The organism is Haloprofundus salinisoli, assembly GCF_020097815.1.
In the GTDB taxonomy this organism is placed as follows: Archaea; Halobacteriota; Halobacteria; order Halobacteriales; family Haloferacaceae; genus Haloprofundus; species Haloprofundus salinisoli.
Window position 1 is genome coordinate 911,899 of record NZ_CP083663.1, and the last position, 15,851, is coordinate 927,749.

Genomic DNA, 15,851 nt, shown 5'->3' on the forward strand with positions numbered 1-15,851 from the left:
TCATCCATGACAATGGACCGCAGAACCGTGCTAAAGAACCTCGGCGTCGCCTCCGGTATCGGCGCGCTCGCGGGTTGTGTCGGTGTACAAGAGCAGGGCGAGACGGACTCCTCTGGCGGCGACGGCAACTCCGGCGGAGACGGGGGCGGTAACCAGAGCGGCTCCGACGGCACGGAGTCGTCCGGCCCGGCCGGGACTGCGAAGGCGTGGTACGCGCTCTCCGATACGGAGCTTCCGACCCGTGAGCAGAACATCGAGAAGTTCAACGAGCAGTCTCAGCACACCATCGAGGGTGCGGACATCTCGGACATGCGCAAGAAGACGACCAGCGCCATCCCGGCCGGTCAGGGTCCGAAGACGTTCGAGTGGGCGCACGACCTGGCGGGCGACTACCTCGACCGCGGGTTCATCGTCGACCGCAGCAACTCGCTGAACGTCAGCCTCGACGAGTTCACGGGGACGGCCGCAGAAGCGGCGCAGTTCGACGGCAACGTCGTCGGTCTCCCGCACACCGCCGAGACGGTCGCGCTCATCTACAACACCGACATCGTCGACGAAGCCCCGGAGACGGTCGCCGACATGCAGTCGGTGATGGACGAGTTCCACGACCCGGCGAACAACCAGTACGGCATGGGGATGCCCTTCGCGGACCCGTACTTCCTGAGCGCGTGGGCGCACGCCTTCGGCGGGTACTACTTCGACTTCGAGAAGGACGAGCAGCTCGGCGTCGACAAGGACGAGACCGTCCGGGGCGTCCGGTTCGCCGTCGACAACTTCGTTCCGTACATGCCGAACGACCCGGCGTACGAACCGCAGGCGTCGGCGTTCGCGGAGGGGAACGCCGCCTTCGCCATCAACGGCCCGTGGTACCTCAACACGCTCAACGAGAAGGGCATCAACTACGAAGTCGTCAAACTCCCGAAACCGGAGGGCGGAGAGCCGCGTCCGTACACCGGTATCACCCTCTGGTACTTCTCGAAGGGTATGGAGGAGGACGACGCCGGCACCGCCGCCGCCCAGGAGTTCATCGAGTGGTACGTCACCAACGAGGACATCCAGCGACAGGCCGCCGAGGAGACCGGGAGCATTCCCGTCCTGAAGAGCGTCGCCGAAAGCGGTGACCTCTCGGAGAACGTCCAAGGGTTCTCCGATTCGGTCGCCCAGGGCTACCCGATGCCGGCGCACCCGAAGATGAACCAGGTGTGGGACCCGGTGAAAGCGGCGCTCACGAAGGGTTTCAACGGCAAGGACGTCGAACAGGCGATGAACGCGGCCGCACAGGAAATCCGTAACAACTGGGAGTAATCACGACGAACAATGAGCACCGTTTCACGCGTTGCGCGGCGGGTCGAGGACGTTCCCTTCCTCGACAAGCGGGACGCGTCGCTTCTCTTCGTTCTGCCGGGACTGTTCATCTTCTCGGCGTTCATGCTGTTTCCGATACTGTACCTCATCGGCATCTCGTTCACGGACGCCGCGCCGTCGAACCTGTTCGCCGGCGAGGGTGCGCTGTCGGTTCTGACGTTCGGAGAGGCGACGTTCATCGGCATAGAGAACTACGTCGACGTACTCACGGATCCGGTCTTCTGGAACTCCTTCGGGGTGACGTGGCTGTTCGTCGCCACGAGCGTCACGCTGAAAATCGCACTGAGCCTCGGCATCGCACTCGTCGTCACCGGCGAGCGCGTCCGTGGCAAGCGCGTCATGCGCTCGCTCATCATTCTCCCGATGGGTTTGCCCGCGATTTTCACGATCACCGTCTGGCGCGGTATCTTCAGTTCCGCGCAGTTCGGGTTGGCCAACCAGATACTGCGTTCGCTCGGCTTCGACACCGTCTCGTGGTTGAGCGACCGCTGGATGGCGTTCCTGGCGTACAACGTCACGGAGGCGTGGCTGGCGTACCCGTTCATGGTCATCATCACCGTGAGCGCGCTCCAGGACGTCCCGGACGAACTGCACGAGGCGGCGATGGTCGACGGCGCGGGGTACTTCTCGCGCTTCCTACACGTCACACTCCCGTCTATCAAGAAGCCGGTGCTGTTCGCCTCCATCCTGACGGCGGCAGCGTCGTTCCAGCAGTTCCTCATCCCGTTCGTCTTCAACGAGGGCGGGCCGGCGAGAGCGAACGAACTCATCGTCGTCTACGGCTACCGCGAAGCGCTGTCGTTCGCCGAGTACGGCCGCGGGGCGGCGATTAGCATCATCGCCGTCGTCTTCATCGGCGCGTTCATGTGGCTCAACGTCAAACGCGGCCGCCTCGCCGACGGGGTGAGCGACGCGTGAGCCTCCTTGACGGCGTCGGCCGGAAACTGAAAGAGGACGCGCACAACGTCGTCACGACGCCTATCGAGGCGCTTCGTGACGCGCGCTACACCGTCGGTGCGATCCGGCGCGGCGAGGTGTCGCCGGTCAAACCGCTGAAGAGCCTCGGCGCGACCATCGGCGCGCTGCTTCTGGTGTCGGCGTTGTTGTTCCCCATCTACTGGATTCTCATCGCGGCACTGTCGGGTACCGGCGGCTCCATCTACTCGTCGAGCGGCCTGCGACTGCTGCCCGAGCAACCGTCGCTCGTGCCGTTTCTCTGGGTTATCGGCGACCTCATCGTCCCCGGATACTCCATCAGCGTCAACGTCCCACTGAGCGACCTCGCGGTCGTGTTCAACACGCCGCAACTCGTCTTCCTGGACGTGAGCGCGATCGAACCGCGGACGGTCGGTCGCGTCGTCGTCGGCGGCGTCGAGATGTTCCCCGGTTTCGAACTCGCGCCCGTCGAGAACCCCTCGACGTTCAAGCAGTTCTTCGGGAACAGCCTCTCGGTGGCGATTCCGACGGTCGTCCTGGCGATGTGTCTCATCATCCCGGCGTCGTACGCGCTGTCGCGCCGCGAGTTCATCTTCCGCCGCAAAATTCTGTTCCTCTACGTGCTGTTGACGCAGGTCGGCGGCGGCCTCGGCATCGCGCTGCTGATCGGACTGTACACGGTGTACGTCCAACTCGGCATCAACGACAGCAAACTCGCGCTCGCAGTCTACTACGCGGCGACGGCGGTGCCGTTCAACACGTGGCTGTTGAAAACGTACATGGATGGGATCCCCGTCTCCTACGAGGAGGCAGCCGTCGTCGACGGCGCGCCACCGTGGCGCGTCGTCACCGAGGTCATCCTGCCGCTGTCGGCGGCGGGGCTGGCGACGGTGTTCATCTTCACCTTCCTGACGGGGTGGACGGAGTTCGTCGTCGCACAGACGCTGCTCGGGACGGATAACTACACGTTGCCGGTGGGACTGTTCTCGCTCGTCAACGAGTACTCCATCCCGTGGGCGCGGTTTTCGGCGTTCGCGCTGACGTTCGCCGCACCCATCATGCTCGTCTACCTGTTCGCCCAGCGCTACATCGAGGGCGGCCTGTCGTTCAGCGGCATGGAAGGGTAGCGAGCGAACCGACGACCTCCGATTTTCCGGTAGGAATCGCTCGCTGACGCGGTGGACGCGCGACGGGAGAACGCGCGCGCATCGTGCAAGATGATCACACGCGAACCGCTCGGATTCGAAGTTCTTAAACGGCGATGACGGAAACTACGAACAACTCGCTGGACGACGGGCCGCCAGTGGGCACCCGACCCCGCCACGTGCGGACGGGACGAAATGTGGCCACCGAGGTCTCGTACCTCCCGGCTGAATCGCAAGCGCCCGTGGTGATACACATGGCAAAAAGCTTCTACTCCCACATCAAGGACGCGTGGAAGACCCCCGGCGACGGCAAACTCGCCGAACTCCAGTGGCAGCGAAAACAGGAATGGCGCCGACAGGGCGCAATCGAACGCATCGAGCGCCCGACGCGCCTCGACAAGGCCCGAGAACTCGGCTACAAGGCCAAGCAGGGTATCGTCGTCGTGCGCGTCTCGGTGCGCAAAGGTAACGCCCGCAAGCGCCGCCACAAGGCGGGTCGCCGCTCGAAGCGTCAGGGTGTCAACCGCATCGGTCGCCGCAAGAGCATCCAGCGCATTGCCGAGGAGCGCGCCTCCCGGAAGTACGTCAACCTCCGCCTGCTCAACTCCTACTGGGTCGGCGAGGACGGTTCGCAGAAGTGGTTCGAGATGATCCTCGTGGACCCGAACCACCCCGCGATTCAGAACGACGACGACCTCAACTGGATCTGCTCGGACAAGCACAAGGGTCGCGCCTTCCGCGGCCTCACCAACGAGGGCAAGAAGAACCGCGGCCTCAACAACCGCGGCAAAGGCACCGAGCACAACCGCCCGAGCGTCACCAGCGGCAAGAGTCGCGGCAAGTAACCCTCGCCCGCCTCCGGTCCGCGGTGCACCGATTCTCCCCGTTATCGTCGCTCGTAGCGACCGCTCTCGCTCCGTCGACGCACGAAGCGCCGAGCCTCAGCCGAGAACACCCTCTTCGACCAGTTGTAGGCCTCTGCGACGCGCTCGGCCAGTTCCTCTTTCGAATGAAACACCGAGAGGTGGTGAGCGAGGTCGGTTACGTCCTTACGACAGGTCGGACACCGGCTAGGAAAGCTCTCTCCCGCCAGGATTCGAAGCTCGACGGAAAAGAAAGACCGCTTATTCGATCGTGTCGACCGTCTCGGCGGGTTCGGCCACGTCGTCGGTCGATTCGGTCGCGGGCGAGGCCGCAGGGTTCGCCCGTTTGCCGCTTCCGAGAAGCGACAGCGCCGCGCCGAACAGCGCGGCGTTTTTGATGAACGCGTTTCGCTCGTTCATGCGATCCTCGTCCTCCATGTTCCAGAAGTCGTGTATCGTCGGCGTGACGCCCGCGAGAAACGCCGCGACGCCCGCCGCGGCGAGACGCGGGAACTTCCAGAGTGCGATGCCGACGCCGCCGGCAAGGAGTGCGCCGCTCGACGCGGGAACCAGAATCTTCGCGTTCGGCACCTCTTTCGCCTCGGCGTACGCGATGCGCCCGCTCATCTCCTGGAAGTTTTTCACGCCCATGTACGCCAGCAGCCCGCCGAACAGCGTACGGCCGAGGACGAACACCAGTCGCCCAACTGCGCTGCCGACGCTCATTCGTCGCCGCTCCTGTCGAGACGAACAGTTCGCTTCGTGAGAATGTACATTTCGTCCGTATATAAGGGCCGAAAACGGATAATCGTTGCTTCAGCGGAAGAGAAGTCGGGTACCGAACGCCCGCACTCAGAGCAGAATCGCTAACACCGACGACCCGACGAGAACGGCGTGTGACGCGGCGTGGCCGACCATCGCGGCTTCGAGACTCCGTCGCCAGAACAGCCAGCCGAACGCGACACCGCCGACGGCGTTCAGCAGTACCGTCCGCGCGACGAGTCCGGGACTCACCGGGATGCCGAGCGAATCGGCGGTCCCGAGGAGCGCCGGCAGGTGTCCGACGCCGAAGGCGACGGCGGCGATGAGAATACCCGCCCAGACCACTCCCTCGGATGGGCCGACACCCGTCCCGAGCAGTCGCCACCCGAGATAGACGAGGAGCGAGACCAGCCCCCACCGCAACAGCAGTTCCTCGACGATGCCGCCGTAGAGAAACCGAAGCGGCACCGTCGCCAGTAGCTCGGCGACGGACGGCGTCGCGCCGCCTCCATGGAGTTGCGCGACTTCGGGGACGACGAGCGCCGCGGCGGCGTCGAACCCGACGATGGCGACGCCGGCGGCGAGGCCGACGCCGACGGCGGTCGAGAGTTCGGAGCGGAGATTCGAGAGCAGCGGCGTCCCGCGGGCGACGCGTTCGTCGACGTGCGAGCGAAATCCGGCGCGAGGCGCACAGTAGGCCCCGACGACGACGGCCACGAGCAACAGCAGCGTGTTCGGAATCAGCGAAGCGGCGACCAGAAGCGAGAGCGGCAGGTCGACACCGGGCGGCAGCGGTGTCGTACCCAACTGGGTCGCGAGGGTCATCCCGAGCGCTGCGATACCGAGGAGACCGAGCGCGAACAGTGCGAGAACGCGGCGGAGAAACGAACCGCGGTCGGAGTCGACGGACGGCGTTTCGTCCGCCGTAGCGGAGTCGGACGGCGAGGACATGGTCGACAGTGGTTCACGGTCGGTGATAAATTGAGAGGAGCGAAGCGCTCTCCGAAGCGACGACGCGACCCGAGAGTCGCAGTTCTACGCTCGGTACCGACCCGGCGAGAACCCGTCTCAGCTCCGGAGGGCGCGGACGAGGTAGCCGATAGCCGCGCCGAACAGCGCGAGGTTCTTCATGAAATGAATCTGCTGGTCCTGTCGCCCCTCGTCCTCGTCGAGGTTCCAGAAATCGTGTATCGCCGGCGTGACGCCCGCGAGAAACGCCGCCGCCGCGCCCGCGGCGAGCACCGGTAGTCGCCAGAGGGCGATGCCCGCCCCGCCGAAGACGGCCATCCCGCTGGCGAACGGCACCAGTTTTTCGGCGTTCGGCACGCCCTTCGACTCGGCGTACCCCACCATCTCCTCGAGGTTCTGGAAGTTCGTCGCGGCCATGAAGCCGAGCGTGGCTCCGAACAGCAGGCGGCCGAGCAGAAACGGCTTGTCGGACGCTGTCGCCGACGACGCCGTCTCCGGTCGTTCGCCCGTCGATTCCGTCGTCTCGTCGTGTGAGTACAGTTCGAGCAGGCTCATACGAGCGATACAGCGCGCACAGTGTTACCTACTGTCTGGTTGTGCGCGGCCCGCGTCAACCCGTCGGCGTCGAACGCGCGAGAAGAGCGGTGTCGTCGCCGTCAGGCGTCGTCCCACGCCTCGTAGCCGCCGGTCATGCTGGCCACCTCGGCGTCGTCGGCGTAGTGGTCGATGAGTCGCGCCGCCTGCACGGACGTCTCGCCGATGTAGCAGGAGACGATCACCTCGTCGGCCCACTCGCGCTCTTCGACGACGGCCTCCAGTTCGTCGACCGGGACGTTCTCCGCGCCGTCGATGGGCGCGTCCTCGAAGTCCTCCCGGTCGCGGATGTCGACGAGGTCGATCTCCGCGTCGGCGGCGAGTCGGGCGCGCACTTCCTCGGGCGTGCGTTCGTCGACCCCGCTCATCGTTTTCTGAGGAAGATGCGGTACAGTCCGCCGCCGCTGCGCCAGACGCGCGCGTCGGCGTCGTCGCCGACGGCGCGGGGGACGTTCTCCGTCGAGGGAACGTGGTCGGTCTCCTGGACGAGGAGTTCGCCCGAGTCGAGCGACTGGATGGATTTCTTCGCTTCGACCTGCGGGTACGGACAGACCTCGCCGGTCATGTCCTGGGTTTCGCTGGCTTGGTCTGCGAGCTGTTCTGCCGTCTCGTCGTCGACCTCGTCGGGCATCTCGACGAAGTCGTCCAGTGATGGTCCGCTCATGGTTTGTGTGAGTATTATCGGTGAGTTCGGTGGATTCGGTGTGGTCGGTGATTCAGTGCGTTCGCGTCGAGTGTGAGGGTGGCGGGTTGAGTGTCTTTGGAACTCAGATGGCGCAGCCGACGTCGCGGTAGATCCAGTGGGTCATCACGTAGACGCCGGCGATGATGCCGGCGGTGGCGATGAACGAGTGGACCGACAGCTCCGCGAGGCCGGAGTAGATGTTCCCGATGTTGCATCCGGGGGCGAGACGCGAGCCAGCGCCCATCATGAAGCCGCCGACGACCGCGTTCGGGACGCGGCGGCGCTTCGGGATGCGAACAGAGAAGTCGCCGCTCCAGATGGCGGCGAGGAACGCCCCGAGGATGACCGCCGCGATCATGATCATGTCGACGGTGAGGCCGACGCCCTGGCCCTGAAAGAGCACCGAGCCCCAGTACTCGAAGCTTCCGACGTCGACGCCGACCTGCTGGAGCAGGTAGCCGGTCCACCGCGCCTCCGGGCCGGTGACGCCGACGATGGACACCTGCGTGAACCAAAGCACCGCCAGCGCCGTGATACCGAGCGCGGCGGTCCGGGGGTCCCACGGCCGCTTCGAGGCGGCCTTCCAGTCGTCTATCTCGGCGAAGCCGCGGAAGTACGCGCGCGTCCCGGCGACGAACTGTCGGAGGCCGACGACAGGGGCCGACGCGCCCAGCCCGCGGCTGGTCGGCGTGCCGCCATCGGCGCGGACCGCCGCCCCGTCGTCGGTTCCACCTGCACCGCCCGCGGCGGAGCGGCCGACGATCGTCGCGTACGCCAGGAGGACGACGCCGGCGACGCCGAGCGCCAACACGGGCGCGGGAACCGGCGACACCGCAAAGAGGGTGACGCCCCCGCCGACGGTCAGCGGCTCGAAGTAGGCGGACTCGAGCGTCGGGAAGGCGGCGGTGAACGCCGCGTAGCCGACGCCCATGAACGTGAGCGTGAGCCAGAAATGCAGGTAGCCCTGTCCGGCGCGGTAGAGCGTCCCCGAGGCGCAACCCCCGGCGTAGGTCATCCCGACGCCGAAGACGAACCCGCCGACGAGGCCGGTGAGCCCCCATCCGGGCGTCCAGAAGCCCTGGTAGTAGCCCAGGGCGTAGGCGATGCTCCAGAACACCATCGTGAGCGTCGTCGCGACCAGGACGGCCTTCGTCACCCGCGAGTCCTTGAACGCGAAGAAGTCGCGGAAGGCGTGTACGAAGCAGAAGCGGCCCTTCTGCAGGAACACGCCGAGGCCGACGCCCACGACGAGTGCGGTCAGTACGTTCGACACCATTCAGGCCGTGGTAGTCGCCTCCGACGCATAAGCCGCCCCGTCTGACGAACGCCTGCCGTGGCCCATCACGTCCGTTCACATTCGTTTCGTCCATATTCTGTCGAAAAGAGGCGTTTCAGGACCTGAAGGCGAAGAATGTGGGCGAGAAGTCGGTAACGGTGACGACACAGGAACCAGACACACTTGCCGGGTCGCGTGCGACAGGCTCCCGCACCCTTATGTCTGTCAACCGCAAACGCCCAGCAATGAGCGACCTCTCTCTGGACGCGACGCAGTTGGACCGCTACTCGCGGCACATCATCATGGACGAGGTGGGCCCCGAGGGACAGAAGAAACTGCTCGACGGGCGCGCGCTCGTCGTCGGCGCGGGCGGCCTCGGCGCGCCGGTCGTACAGTATCTCGCGGCGGCGGGCGTCGGCACCATCGGCGTCGCCGACGACGACGTAGTCGAACGCTCGAACCTCCAGCGACAGGTCATCCACGCCGACGCCGACGTCGGCGTTCCGAAGGTCGAGAGCGCCGCGAACTTCGTCGAACGGCTGAACCCCGACGTGACCGTCGAGCAACACCACCTGCGCGTCGGCCCCGACAACGTCGAGGAACTCGTCGCCGACTACGACGTAGTGGTCGACGCCTCCGACAACTTCCGGACGCGCTACCTCGTCAACGACGCCTGTCGCCTCGCGGGGATTCCGGTCGCTCACGGCGCGATTTACAAGTTCGAGGGACAGGCGACGACGCTCGTCCCCGACGGCCCCTGCTATCGGTGTCTGTTCCCCGAAGCGCCCGAACCCGGCACCGTCCCCGACTGCGCGACGACGGGCGTCCTCGGCGTTCTCCCCGGCACGCTCGGCTGCATCCAGGCGACCGAGGCGGTGAAACTCCTCATCGACGCGGGCGAACCGCTCGCCGGGAAACTGCTGTTCTACGACGCGATGGAGATGAGCTTCGAGACGGTTCCGTACCGGCAGAACTCCGACTGCCCGGTCTGCGGCGACGACCCCATCGCCTCCGTCGACGAGGTGGAGTACACCGGCGGCTGCGCGGTACAGGCGGACTGAGTTCTTCCACCTTCACTGTCACCCGAACCCGAGCAGCCAGCGGACCGCCTCCGACCCGACGAGCAACCCACCTTCGGGACGAATGAGCCGTCGTCCCGACCACAGCGCGACTGCCAGCAGCGCCGTCAGCCCCGCGAGCCACAGCGCCCCGTCGAACGCGGCGGCACTGGCGGCGAGCGGTCGAATCGTCGCCGCGAGACCGAGCACGACGAGCACGTTCAGGGGGTTGCTCCCGAGCACGTTACCGACGGAGACGCCGCTTCGCCCGCGGGTGAGCGCGACGACCGAGACGGCGAGTTCCGGCGTCGAGGTGCCGACGGCGACCACCGTCGCGCCGATGACGTAGTCGGAGACGCCCGCGAACTCCGCGAGCGTCACCGCGGAGTCGACGAGAAGCTGGCCGGCACCGACGACGAGCACGAGGCCTCCGACGAGACGGAGCGCGTCGAACCGTTTCGGCGGGTCAACGTCCGTGGGCGCGTACGTCGGAGCGTCGGCGAAGCGCAGCAGAACGACAACGTACGCCGCGTACACCGTGAGTAAACCCAACCCTTCGATGCGAGACACCTCGCCGTCGAAGAGGACGGCCAACAGGAGACCGGTCGCTCCCAGAACGGCGAGCACGTCTCGGTGGAGCACTCGCTGGGAGACGCGAATCAGTCGGACCAGCGCGACCAATCCGAGCACGACGGCGATGTTGTAGATGTTGCTGGCGACGACGGTCGCCGAGACGCCGAACCGGTGGGCGAGGCGAACCGCCGCCTCGACGAACTGCTCGGCTCCGACCCAGAGGACGGCGACGGCGACGACGAGCAGCGCGAGCGAAACGAGAATCGCGACGTTCACGTCGAAACGATGCGCCGACGGCGGCATAAATCTGTTACAGCAACGAACTCAGCCACCGAACGGCCTCGGACCCGACGAGGAGCCCTCCCTCCGGACGCGAGAGGCGGCGGCCGGACCACAGCGCCGCGACGAGCAGCGCCGTCAACCCGAAAAGCCACAGCGCGCCGTCGAAGGCGGCCGCTGCGACCGACAGCGGCGTGATGGTCGCCGCCAGCCCGAGGATGAACAGGAAGTTGAAGATGTTGCTCCCGAGTACGTTGCCGACGGAGACGCCCGCCTGCCCGCGTTTCAGCGAGACGATTGAGACCGCGAACTCCGGCGAGGAGGTGCCCGCCGCGACGATGGTCGCGCCGATGACCCACTCGGAGATGCCGGCCGCCCGCGCGAGCGACGTCGCCGAGTCGATGAGCAGTTGTCCGCCGCCGACGACCAGCGCGAGACCGACGACGAGCAGTACCGCCTCCCGGAGGCCGAACTCGGTGGGTCTCCCTCCGTCGCTGTCGGCCTCTTCTCCGCCCCCGTCTGTCGCACCGACAATCGGGGGCGGAAGGTCGACCGGGTCGGGGTGGTCGGGGAGGTCCGGCGAGAAACGAAATAGCACGTAGAGGTACGCGCCGAAGAGCGCGACGAGCGCGAGTCCCTCGATTCGGGAGACGACGCCGTCGAACAGCACCACGACGCCGAGGATACCCGTCGCCAGCACCGCCGCGCCGTCGCGTTTGACCAGTTCCCGAGAGATAGGAAGCCACTGGACGAGGGTGACGACGCCGAGGATGACGGCGATGTTGAAGATGTTGCTGCCGACGACGTTGCCGACGGCGATGTCCGGGCGCGCTTCCAGCGCCGCCTCCAGCGAGACGGCGATTTCGGGCGAGGAGGTGCCGACGGCGACGACCGTGAGACCGATGGTGAGCTCTGACAACCCGAGACGGCGGGCTGCGTTCACCGCCGAATCGACGAACAGGCGCGCGCCGGCCCAGAGGGCGAAGATGCTAACGACGATAACTATGACGTCGACGACTTGACTCGGCACGGACCCGATTACGATAGCCACTGAAATAAATCTCGGTTCGAATACCGTCGACGTTCCGCCGAGCCGTCGCGCGACGGCTCCCCGAGCGCCACGCTGACCCGAGTGCCATGCTGACCCGAGTGCCGCGCGAGAGCCGACCGTCACGTGAATTATCACTCTTGCCGCCGACTGTCGAGTATGCCGACCGAACTGCTCTCTGGCGTGTACGACGTCACCGTGATGGAGGGAACCGACCGCCGACTGCGCGCGTATCTCTTCGACGACCCGACGCCGACGCTCGTCGACACCGGTCTGGGGGCGACGACGGACAGCCTGTTCTCGGGTCTCGACGAACTCGGCGTCGAGCCCGAGCGCGTCGTCATTACGCACGGCGACGGCGACCACGTCGGCGGCCTCCCGGCCGTCGTCGACCGGTTCGACCCCGAGGTGTTCGTCCCCGAGCAGACCGACCTCTCGGAACTCGACGGCGTCGAGGACGGCGACGTGGCCCGCTACGGCGACGGGGACGAAATCGGTTCGTTCGAGGCGGTCCACGTGCCGGGTCACGAACCGGATAATCACGCGCTCGTCGACGCCGACCGCGGCGCCGTCGTCGCCGGCGACGCCGTCTCGGGGTCGGACCAGCGCGGTCTCTCCGAGGGCTACCTGATTCTGCCGCCCGCGGTGTTCTCCGACGATCTCAACGAGGCCGAGGAGAATCTCGAACGCCTGCTGGCGTTCGAGTTCGACGCCGTGCTCGTCTTCCACGGCTCGTCGGTGCTGGAGAACGCGCGGGAGAAACTGGACCGGTTCGTCAACTTCCCCGGCAAGCCGTCGTAGAGCGGCCGCGAGCGGAGCGCACGCACGGCAAACCCCGAGGCGGTTGTCTCGGGGTCCGACACGCGTTTACCGCACCGCCGAGACGCCCGTCCGATGGGTCTGGAGTCTCTGTTGAACGATCTGCCGTTCGTCGAGCACCTCGGCATCGAGATCGAGGCAGCCGAGGAGGGCTACGCCAAGGGTCACGTCGAACTGACGGGCGAATTCGACGAAAGCGGCGGACTCGACGGGTGAGCGCTCAGACGCCTTCGACGAGTCGTTTCAGTTGTTCCGGCGGGACCGCGCCGCGGGCACCGTAGCCGTCGTAGGCGAACGTCGGCACGCCCGTGACGCCCTGTTGCTGGGCCTCGGTGAACTTCCCGCGGAGTTCCTCGCGGAGCGCGTCGTCGTCGAGCGCCGACCGGATCTCCTCTGAGTCGATGCCGGCGTCTTCGGCCAGGTCCACGAGTACCTCTTCGTCGCCGATGTCGCGCGTGTCGTGCCACAGCGCCGCGAAGATAGCCTCGTCGAATTCGAGCCACGTCTCGTGGTCGTAGTGCTGTTTGACGTAGTAGGAGGCGACCTGCGCCGGCAGCGAGTCCACCTCGCGGGCGATATCGAGCGACATCTCGTCGGCGTCGTAGCGCTCCTTGAGGCGCTGAACGTTCTGTTTCGCCTGCTCGAAGTACTCGTCGTCCTTACCGTCGTCGGCGCTCTGATCGATTTCCCCGTCGAGACCGCGTTTCTGACTACGGAGGTCGAACGGGTGCCAGTCAATCTCCAGTTCCTCCTCTCTGGTCTCCTGGTACCGGTCGAACGAACGTCGGCCCAGGTAGCAGAACGGGCAGACGTAATCGGAGAAGATGGTCACCGTCTCGGCGTCGGCACTGTCGCTCATGGTATCCCGTCTTCGGGCGGGGGACAGAAGAAGTCGACTCGGGTGTGAGCGGCCGACGCACCAGCGTCGAAGCCGCCGGTATCCTCAGCGGCGGAACTTGGTCCGCTCTTCGAGTTGCGTCTCGAACCACTGCCACTCGCGGGAGAACTGCCCGCTCTCGCGGAGGTTCCACACGTCGGCGTCGGTGACGATGGGCCCGAGGCGGTACGACTGCACTAGGTTGGTGAGCCAGATGACGACGCCGACGCCGATGATGACCGCGCCGAACGACGATATCTGCTGCAGCGGTTCGAACGCTGCGGGATACGACGCGAATCGTCGCGGGAGGCCGCCGTAGCCGATGAGAATCAACGGCATGAACGTGACGAACACGCCGACGATGCTGAGGTAGCCGTGGATGCGGCCGAGCCGTCGGTTGAACATCCGGCCGGTGAGAAGCGGGAACCAGTAGTAACTGGCGGCGAAGGCGGCGAAGGTGATGACGCCCATCACGATGAAGTGGAAGTGACCGACGACGTAGTAGGTATCGTGCAGCACGAGGTCGACGGGGATGGAGGCGAGGAAGACGCCCGTCACGCCGCCGACGATGAACGTCATGATGCCGCCGACGCAGAAAATCTGCGGCGCGGCCCAGCGGACGTTGCCGCCCCAGAGCGTCGCCATCCAGTTGAACGTCTTGACGGCGCTGGGGATGGCGATAGCCAGCGAGACGGCCATGAAACTCGCTCGGAGACGCGGGTCCATGCCCGTCGCGAACATGTGGTGCGCCCAGACGCCGAACGAGAGCACGCCGATCGCCAGCGTCGAGTAGACGATGAACTTGAAGCCGAACAGTTTCCGTCCCGCGAACTTCGGGAGGATGAGGCTCACGAGACCGAACGCCGGCAAGACGAGGATGTACACTTCGGGGTGACCGAAGAACCAAAAGAGGTGCTGCCAGAGGATGGGACCGCCACCCTCGACGGCGAAGAACGTCGTGCCGAAGTTCCGGTCGGCGACGAGCATCAAAAGCGAACTCCCGAGCACGGGGAACGCAAAGAGGATGATGCCGCTCGTCGTGAGCAGCGTCCACGAGAAGATATCGAGGTTCGCCCACGTGATCTGCTCGCCGCGTTCGGTGAAGATGGTGACGATGATGTTGATGGCGGCCATGACCGTCGCCAGCCCGCTCAGATGTAGGCCGAGGAGCACGAGATCCACCTGCGGATTAGCGAGCAGCGCCGAGTGCGGCGTGTACAGCGTCCACCCCGTCGTCGGCGGCTTCAACGAGAACAGTAGTTCCCAGCGCACGCCGACGGTGGCGAGCATCTTGCCGAGCACCTCCGTGACGAGTCCACCGCGCACGAGCAGAAGCGAGGGCGGGAGCAACCAGAAGGCGATGGCGTTGATGCGCGGGAACGCCATGTCGTCCGCGCCGACGAGAATCGGGATGAAGTAGTTCGCGAGGCCGGTGAACGCGGGCGTCGCGAAGAAAAACAGCATCGTGAACCCGTGGGCCGTAAAGAGCGCGTTGTACGTATCCGGACTCCACACGTCGGTTCCGGCGGTGAACAGTTCGGTGCGTATCATCATCGCGTCCGTCCCGCCCCACAGCGCGGCACCGGTGGCGAAGACGATGTAGAGGACGCCGATATCCTTGTGGTCGACCGTCGTCAACCATCGGAAGAGACCGGTCGGTTTCTCGGACTCGAACCCCAGCCCCGAGAGGTAGCCACCGTCGGCCGCGACGCTTCGCAACTGCCAGTTCTGTCTGTAGCCTGCGTATATCGCCAACCCGAGCAACGCCCAGGTGACGACGAGTAGGCCGGGAATCTCTGTGAACACGCTAATCACACCTATCTACCGCGTTGGGGACCACACCCTCATCTTAGAATTGTACCGTGATATAGGTGGGGTCGCGCTCGCAGTACCCGCGCGGACTCGGTCCCGTCCGCGAGGTCGGATCGCGCTCACTGCGAGACGTCGCTCGGGTCGTAGCGCTCCGGCTCCAGCGGCCCCTCGCTGGTGAGACGTCCGTACACCGCCCCGAGGAGGAAGCCGTAACAGAGGTGCGCCAGTAGCGTGAAGATGACGTAGATGGCGAGCAGGCCGCCCGAGAGGCCGCCGCGTCCGGTGAGGACGAACACGACCCAGAGCGCGACGGCGAGCACCATCCCGCGCGTCGCCGGGTCGGGGCCACCGGGGATGTACCGCTCCAGCGCCATGAACGCGAGCGGCCACGCGAAGACCCCCGCGAGGACGAACAGGATGAAGCCGAACGTGACGTTGCCGGGCATTCCGGCGAAGCGGGCGACGGATTCGAAGATGGCGAGATTCGAGCGTGTCTCTACCTCCAGAAACAGCAACAACAGAGACATCACGGCGATACCCGTGACACCCCCGGCGATCGCGCTGAGTGGGCGGTTCATGGTGAGCGGTAGTTCGTGACACTCGGTTAAAAGCCTCGCCCGTCGCGGCGTTGCGTCGTCGGGTTCTGGCATTGCGTCGCCGGGTCGCGGCGTCGCGCCGAGCGACGCCCGGCGGCAAGGCAAAAAGGAGAAACGGCTCCCGCCCGCAGTTTCGGTGTCGCGGTGCCGGACCGAGGGTAGGGGCTTTCGGTCGGCAAACCGCGACCTCATCC

At 65.9% G+C, this 15,851-nt stretch carries 18 protein-coding genes; 7 read left to right on the forward strand and 11 right to left on the reverse strand.

Annotated features, from left to right (window positions below; genetic code table 11):
* The first annotated feature begins 6 nt into the window (after window positions 1-6).
* The 4 genes from LAQ73_RS04825 to LAQ73_RS04840 all read left to right on the forward strand — a co-directional run bounded on the left by LAQ73_RS04825 (window position 7) and on the right by LAQ73_RS04840 (window position 4,291).
* Window positions 7-1,305 carry an extracellular solute-binding protein gene (locus LAQ73_RS04825; protein ID WP_224270112.1) on the forward strand — a complete coding sequence of 433 codons (1,299 nt, stop codon included), beginning with the start codon at window positions 7-9 and terminating at the stop codon, window positions 1,303-1,305.
* A 12-nt stretch (window positions 1,306-1,317) separates the two neighbouring features.
* Window positions 1,318-2,283 carry a carbohydrate ABC transporter permease gene (locus tag LAQ73_RS04830; protein ID WP_224270113.1) on the forward strand — a complete coding sequence of 322 codons (966 nt, stop codon included), beginning with the start codon at window positions 1,318-1,320 and terminating at the stop codon, window positions 2,281-2,283.
* Window positions 2,280-3,428 carry a sugar ABC transporter permease gene (locus LAQ73_RS04835; protein WP_224270114.1) on the forward strand — a complete coding sequence of 383 codons (1,149 nt, stop codon included), beginning with the start codon at window positions 2,280-2,282 and terminating at the stop codon, window positions 3,426-3,428. Before LAQ73_RS04830 ends, LAQ73_RS04835 begins: the two co-directional genes overlap by 4 nt.
* A 272-nt stretch (window positions 3,429-3,700) precedes the next feature.
* The gene (locus LAQ73_RS04840; RefSeq protein WP_224270115.1) at window positions 3,701-4,291 is read left to right on the forward strand and encodes a 50S ribosomal protein L15e; all 591 of its coding nucleotides are present in this window, start codon (window positions 3,701-3,703) and stop codon (window positions 4,289-4,291) included.
* 279 nt (window positions 4,292-4,570) lie between these two features.
* Here LAQ73_RS04840 and LAQ73_RS04845 read toward each other — a convergent pair whose 3' ends face one another.
* The 6 genes from LAQ73_RS04845 to LAQ73_RS04870 all read right to left on the reverse strand — a co-directional run bounded on the left by LAQ73_RS04845 (window position 4,571) and on the right by LAQ73_RS04870 (window position 8,595).
* A complete protein-coding gene (locus LAQ73_RS04845; protein ID WP_224270116.1) occupies window positions 4,571-5,035 on the reverse strand; it encodes a DoxX family membrane protein in 465 nt (154 codons plus the stop codon).
* Window positions 5,036-5,161: 126 nt separating this feature from the next.
* Entirely contained in the window at window positions 5,162-6,022 is an 861-nt protein-coding gene (locus tag LAQ73_RS04850) for a CPBP family intramembrane glutamic endopeptidase (RefSeq protein WP_224270117.1), read from the reverse strand.
* Window positions 6,023-6,139: 117 nt separating this feature from the next.
* Entirely contained in the window at window positions 6,140-6,595 is a 456-nt protein-coding gene (locus tag LAQ73_RS04855) for a DoxX family membrane protein (RefSeq protein ID WP_224270118.1), read from the reverse strand.
* A gap of 101 nt (window positions 6,596-6,696) precedes the next feature.
* Window positions 6,697-7,002, reverse strand: a complete 306-nt coding sequence (locus LAQ73_RS04860) for a rhodanese-like domain-containing protein (RefSeq protein WP_224270119.1) — start codon at window positions 7,000-7,002, stop codon at window positions 6,697-6,699.
* Window positions 6,999-7,298: a sulfurtransferase TusA family protein gene (locus tag LAQ73_RS04865; RefSeq protein WP_224270120.1), complete on the reverse strand. Its 300-nt coding sequence runs from the start codon at window positions 7,296-7,298 to the stop codon at window positions 6,999-7,001. Before LAQ73_RS04865 ends, LAQ73_RS04860 begins: the two co-directional genes overlap by 4 nt.
* Before the next feature lie 103 nt (window positions 7,299-7,401).
* Window positions 7,402-8,595: a YeeE/YedE family protein gene (locus LAQ73_RS04870; protein WP_224270121.1), complete on the reverse strand. Its 1,194-nt coding sequence runs from the start codon at window positions 8,593-8,595 to the stop codon at window positions 7,402-7,404.
* Window positions 8,596-8,840: 245 nt separating this feature from the next.
* On the opposite strand from LAQ73_RS04870, the gene ubaA reads away from it, so the two are divergent.
* On the forward strand, window positions 8,841-9,656 hold the full coding sequence (gene ubaA, locus LAQ73_RS04875; protein WP_224270122.1) for an SAMP-activating enzyme E1: 816 nt from the start codon (window positions 8,841-8,843) through the stop codon (window positions 9,654-9,656).
* A gap of 18 nt (window positions 9,657-9,674) precedes the next feature.
* Here the strand turns inward: ubaA and LAQ73_RS04880 are convergent, their stop codons facing one another.
* Both LAQ73_RS04880 and LAQ73_RS04885 read right to left on the reverse strand, forming a co-directional pair.
* The gene (locus LAQ73_RS04880) at window positions 9,675-10,502 is read right to left on the reverse strand and encodes a sodium:calcium antiporter (protein WP_224270123.1); all 828 of its coding nucleotides are present in this window, start codon (window positions 10,500-10,502) and stop codon (window positions 9,675-9,677) included.
* A gap of 34 nt (window positions 10,503-10,536) precedes the next feature.
* Complete coding sequence (locus tag LAQ73_RS04885; RefSeq protein ID WP_224270124.1) at window positions 10,537-11,535, reverse strand: calcium/sodium antiporter; 999 nt, start codon at window positions 11,533-11,535, stop codon at window positions 10,537-10,539.
* A 177-nt stretch (window positions 11,536-11,712) separates the two neighbouring features.
* Here LAQ73_RS04885 and LAQ73_RS04890 point away from each other — a divergent pair, with 177 nt between their 5' ends.
* Both LAQ73_RS04890 and LAQ73_RS04895 read left to right on the forward strand, forming a co-directional pair.
* The gene (locus tag LAQ73_RS04890) at window positions 11,713-12,354 is read left to right on the forward strand and encodes an MBL fold metallo-hydrolase (protein ID WP_224270125.1); all 642 of its coding nucleotides are present in this window, start codon (window positions 11,713-11,715) and stop codon (window positions 12,352-12,354) included.
* Between the two features lie 93 nt (window positions 12,355-12,447).
* Window positions 12,448-12,588, forward strand: a complete 141-nt coding sequence (locus LAQ73_RS04895) for a hypothetical protein (RefSeq protein ID WP_224270126.1) — start codon at window positions 12,448-12,450, stop codon at window positions 12,586-12,588.
* Between the two features lie 4 nt (window positions 12,589-12,592).
* On the opposite strand, the gene LAQ73_RS04900 is transcribed toward LAQ73_RS04895, so the two are convergent.
* The 3 genes from LAQ73_RS04900 to LAQ73_RS04910 all read right to left on the reverse strand — a co-directional run bounded on the left by LAQ73_RS04900 (window position 12,593) and on the right by LAQ73_RS04910 (window position 15,639).
* Entirely contained in the window at window positions 12,593-13,231 is a 639-nt protein-coding gene (locus LAQ73_RS04900; RefSeq protein ID WP_224270127.1) for a DsbA family oxidoreductase, read from the reverse strand.
* Between the two features lie 84 nt (window positions 13,232-13,315).
* Complete coding sequence (locus tag LAQ73_RS04905; RefSeq protein ID WP_345778401.1) at window positions 13,316-15,055, reverse strand: cbb3-type cytochrome c oxidase subunit I; 1,740 nt, start codon at window positions 15,053-15,055, stop codon at window positions 13,316-13,318.
* A gap of 125 nt (window positions 15,056-15,180) precedes the next feature.
* Window positions 15,181-15,639 (reverse strand): DUF6789 family protein, encoded by a 459-nt coding sequence (locus LAQ73_RS04910; protein WP_224270129.1) that lies wholly within the window; start codon window positions 15,637-15,639, stop codon window positions 15,181-15,183.
* Window positions 15,640-15,851 lie beyond the last annotated feature (212 nt).

Coding starts and splice junctions, on each gene's coding strand:
- LAQ73_RS04910 (WP_224270129.1), bottom strand. CDS start 15,639: ATGAACCGCCCACTCAGCGCGATCGCCGGGGGTGTCACGGGTATCGCC.
- LAQ73_RS04860 (WP_224270119.1), bottom strand. CDS start 7,002: ATGAGCGGGGTCGACGAACGCACGCCCGAGGAAGTGCGCGCCCGACTC.
- LAQ73_RS04870 (WP_224270121.1), bottom strand. CDS start 8,595: ATGGTGTCGAACGTACTGACCGCACTCGTCGTGGGCGTCGGCCTCGGC.
- LAQ73_RS04865 (WP_224270120.1), bottom strand. CDS start 7,298: ATGAGCGGACCATCACTGGACGACTTCGTCGAGATGCCCGACGAGGTC.
- LAQ73_RS04830 (WP_224270113.1), top strand. CDS start 1,318: ATGAGCACCGTTTCACGCGTTGCGCGGCGGGTCGAGGACGTTCCCTTC.
- LAQ73_RS04890 (WP_224270125.1), top strand. CDS start 11,713: ATGCCGACCGAACTGCTCTCTGGCGTGTACGACGTCACCGTGATGGAG.
- LAQ73_RS04825 (WP_224270112.1), top strand. CDS start 7: ATGACAATGGACCGCAGAACCGTGCTAAAGAACCTCGGCGTCGCCTCC.
- LAQ73_RS04895 (WP_224270126.1), top strand. CDS start 12,448: ATGGGTCTGGAGTCTCTGTTGAACGATCTGCCGTTCGTCGAGCACCTC.
- LAQ73_RS04845 (WP_224270116.1), bottom strand. CDS start 5,035: ATGAGCGTCGGCAGCGCAGTTGGGCGACTGGTGTTCGTCCTCGGCCGT.
- LAQ73_RS04855 (WP_224270118.1), bottom strand. CDS start 6,595: ATGAGCCTGCTCGAACTGTACTCACACGACGAGACGACGGAATCGACG.
- LAQ73_RS04900 (WP_224270127.1), bottom strand. CDS start 13,231: ATGAGCGACAGTGCCGACGCCGAGACGGTGACCATCTTCTCCGATTAC.
- LAQ73_RS04840 (WP_224270115.1), top strand. CDS start 3,701: ATGGCAAAAAGCTTCTACTCCCACATCAAGGACGCGTGGAAGACCCCC.
- ubaA (WP_224270122.1), top strand. CDS start 8,841: ATGAGCGACCTCTCTCTGGACGCGACGCAGTTGGACCGCTACTCGCGG.
- LAQ73_RS04850 (WP_224270117.1), bottom strand. CDS start 6,022: ATGTCCTCGCCGTCCGACTCCGCTACGGCGGACGAAACGCCGTCCGTC.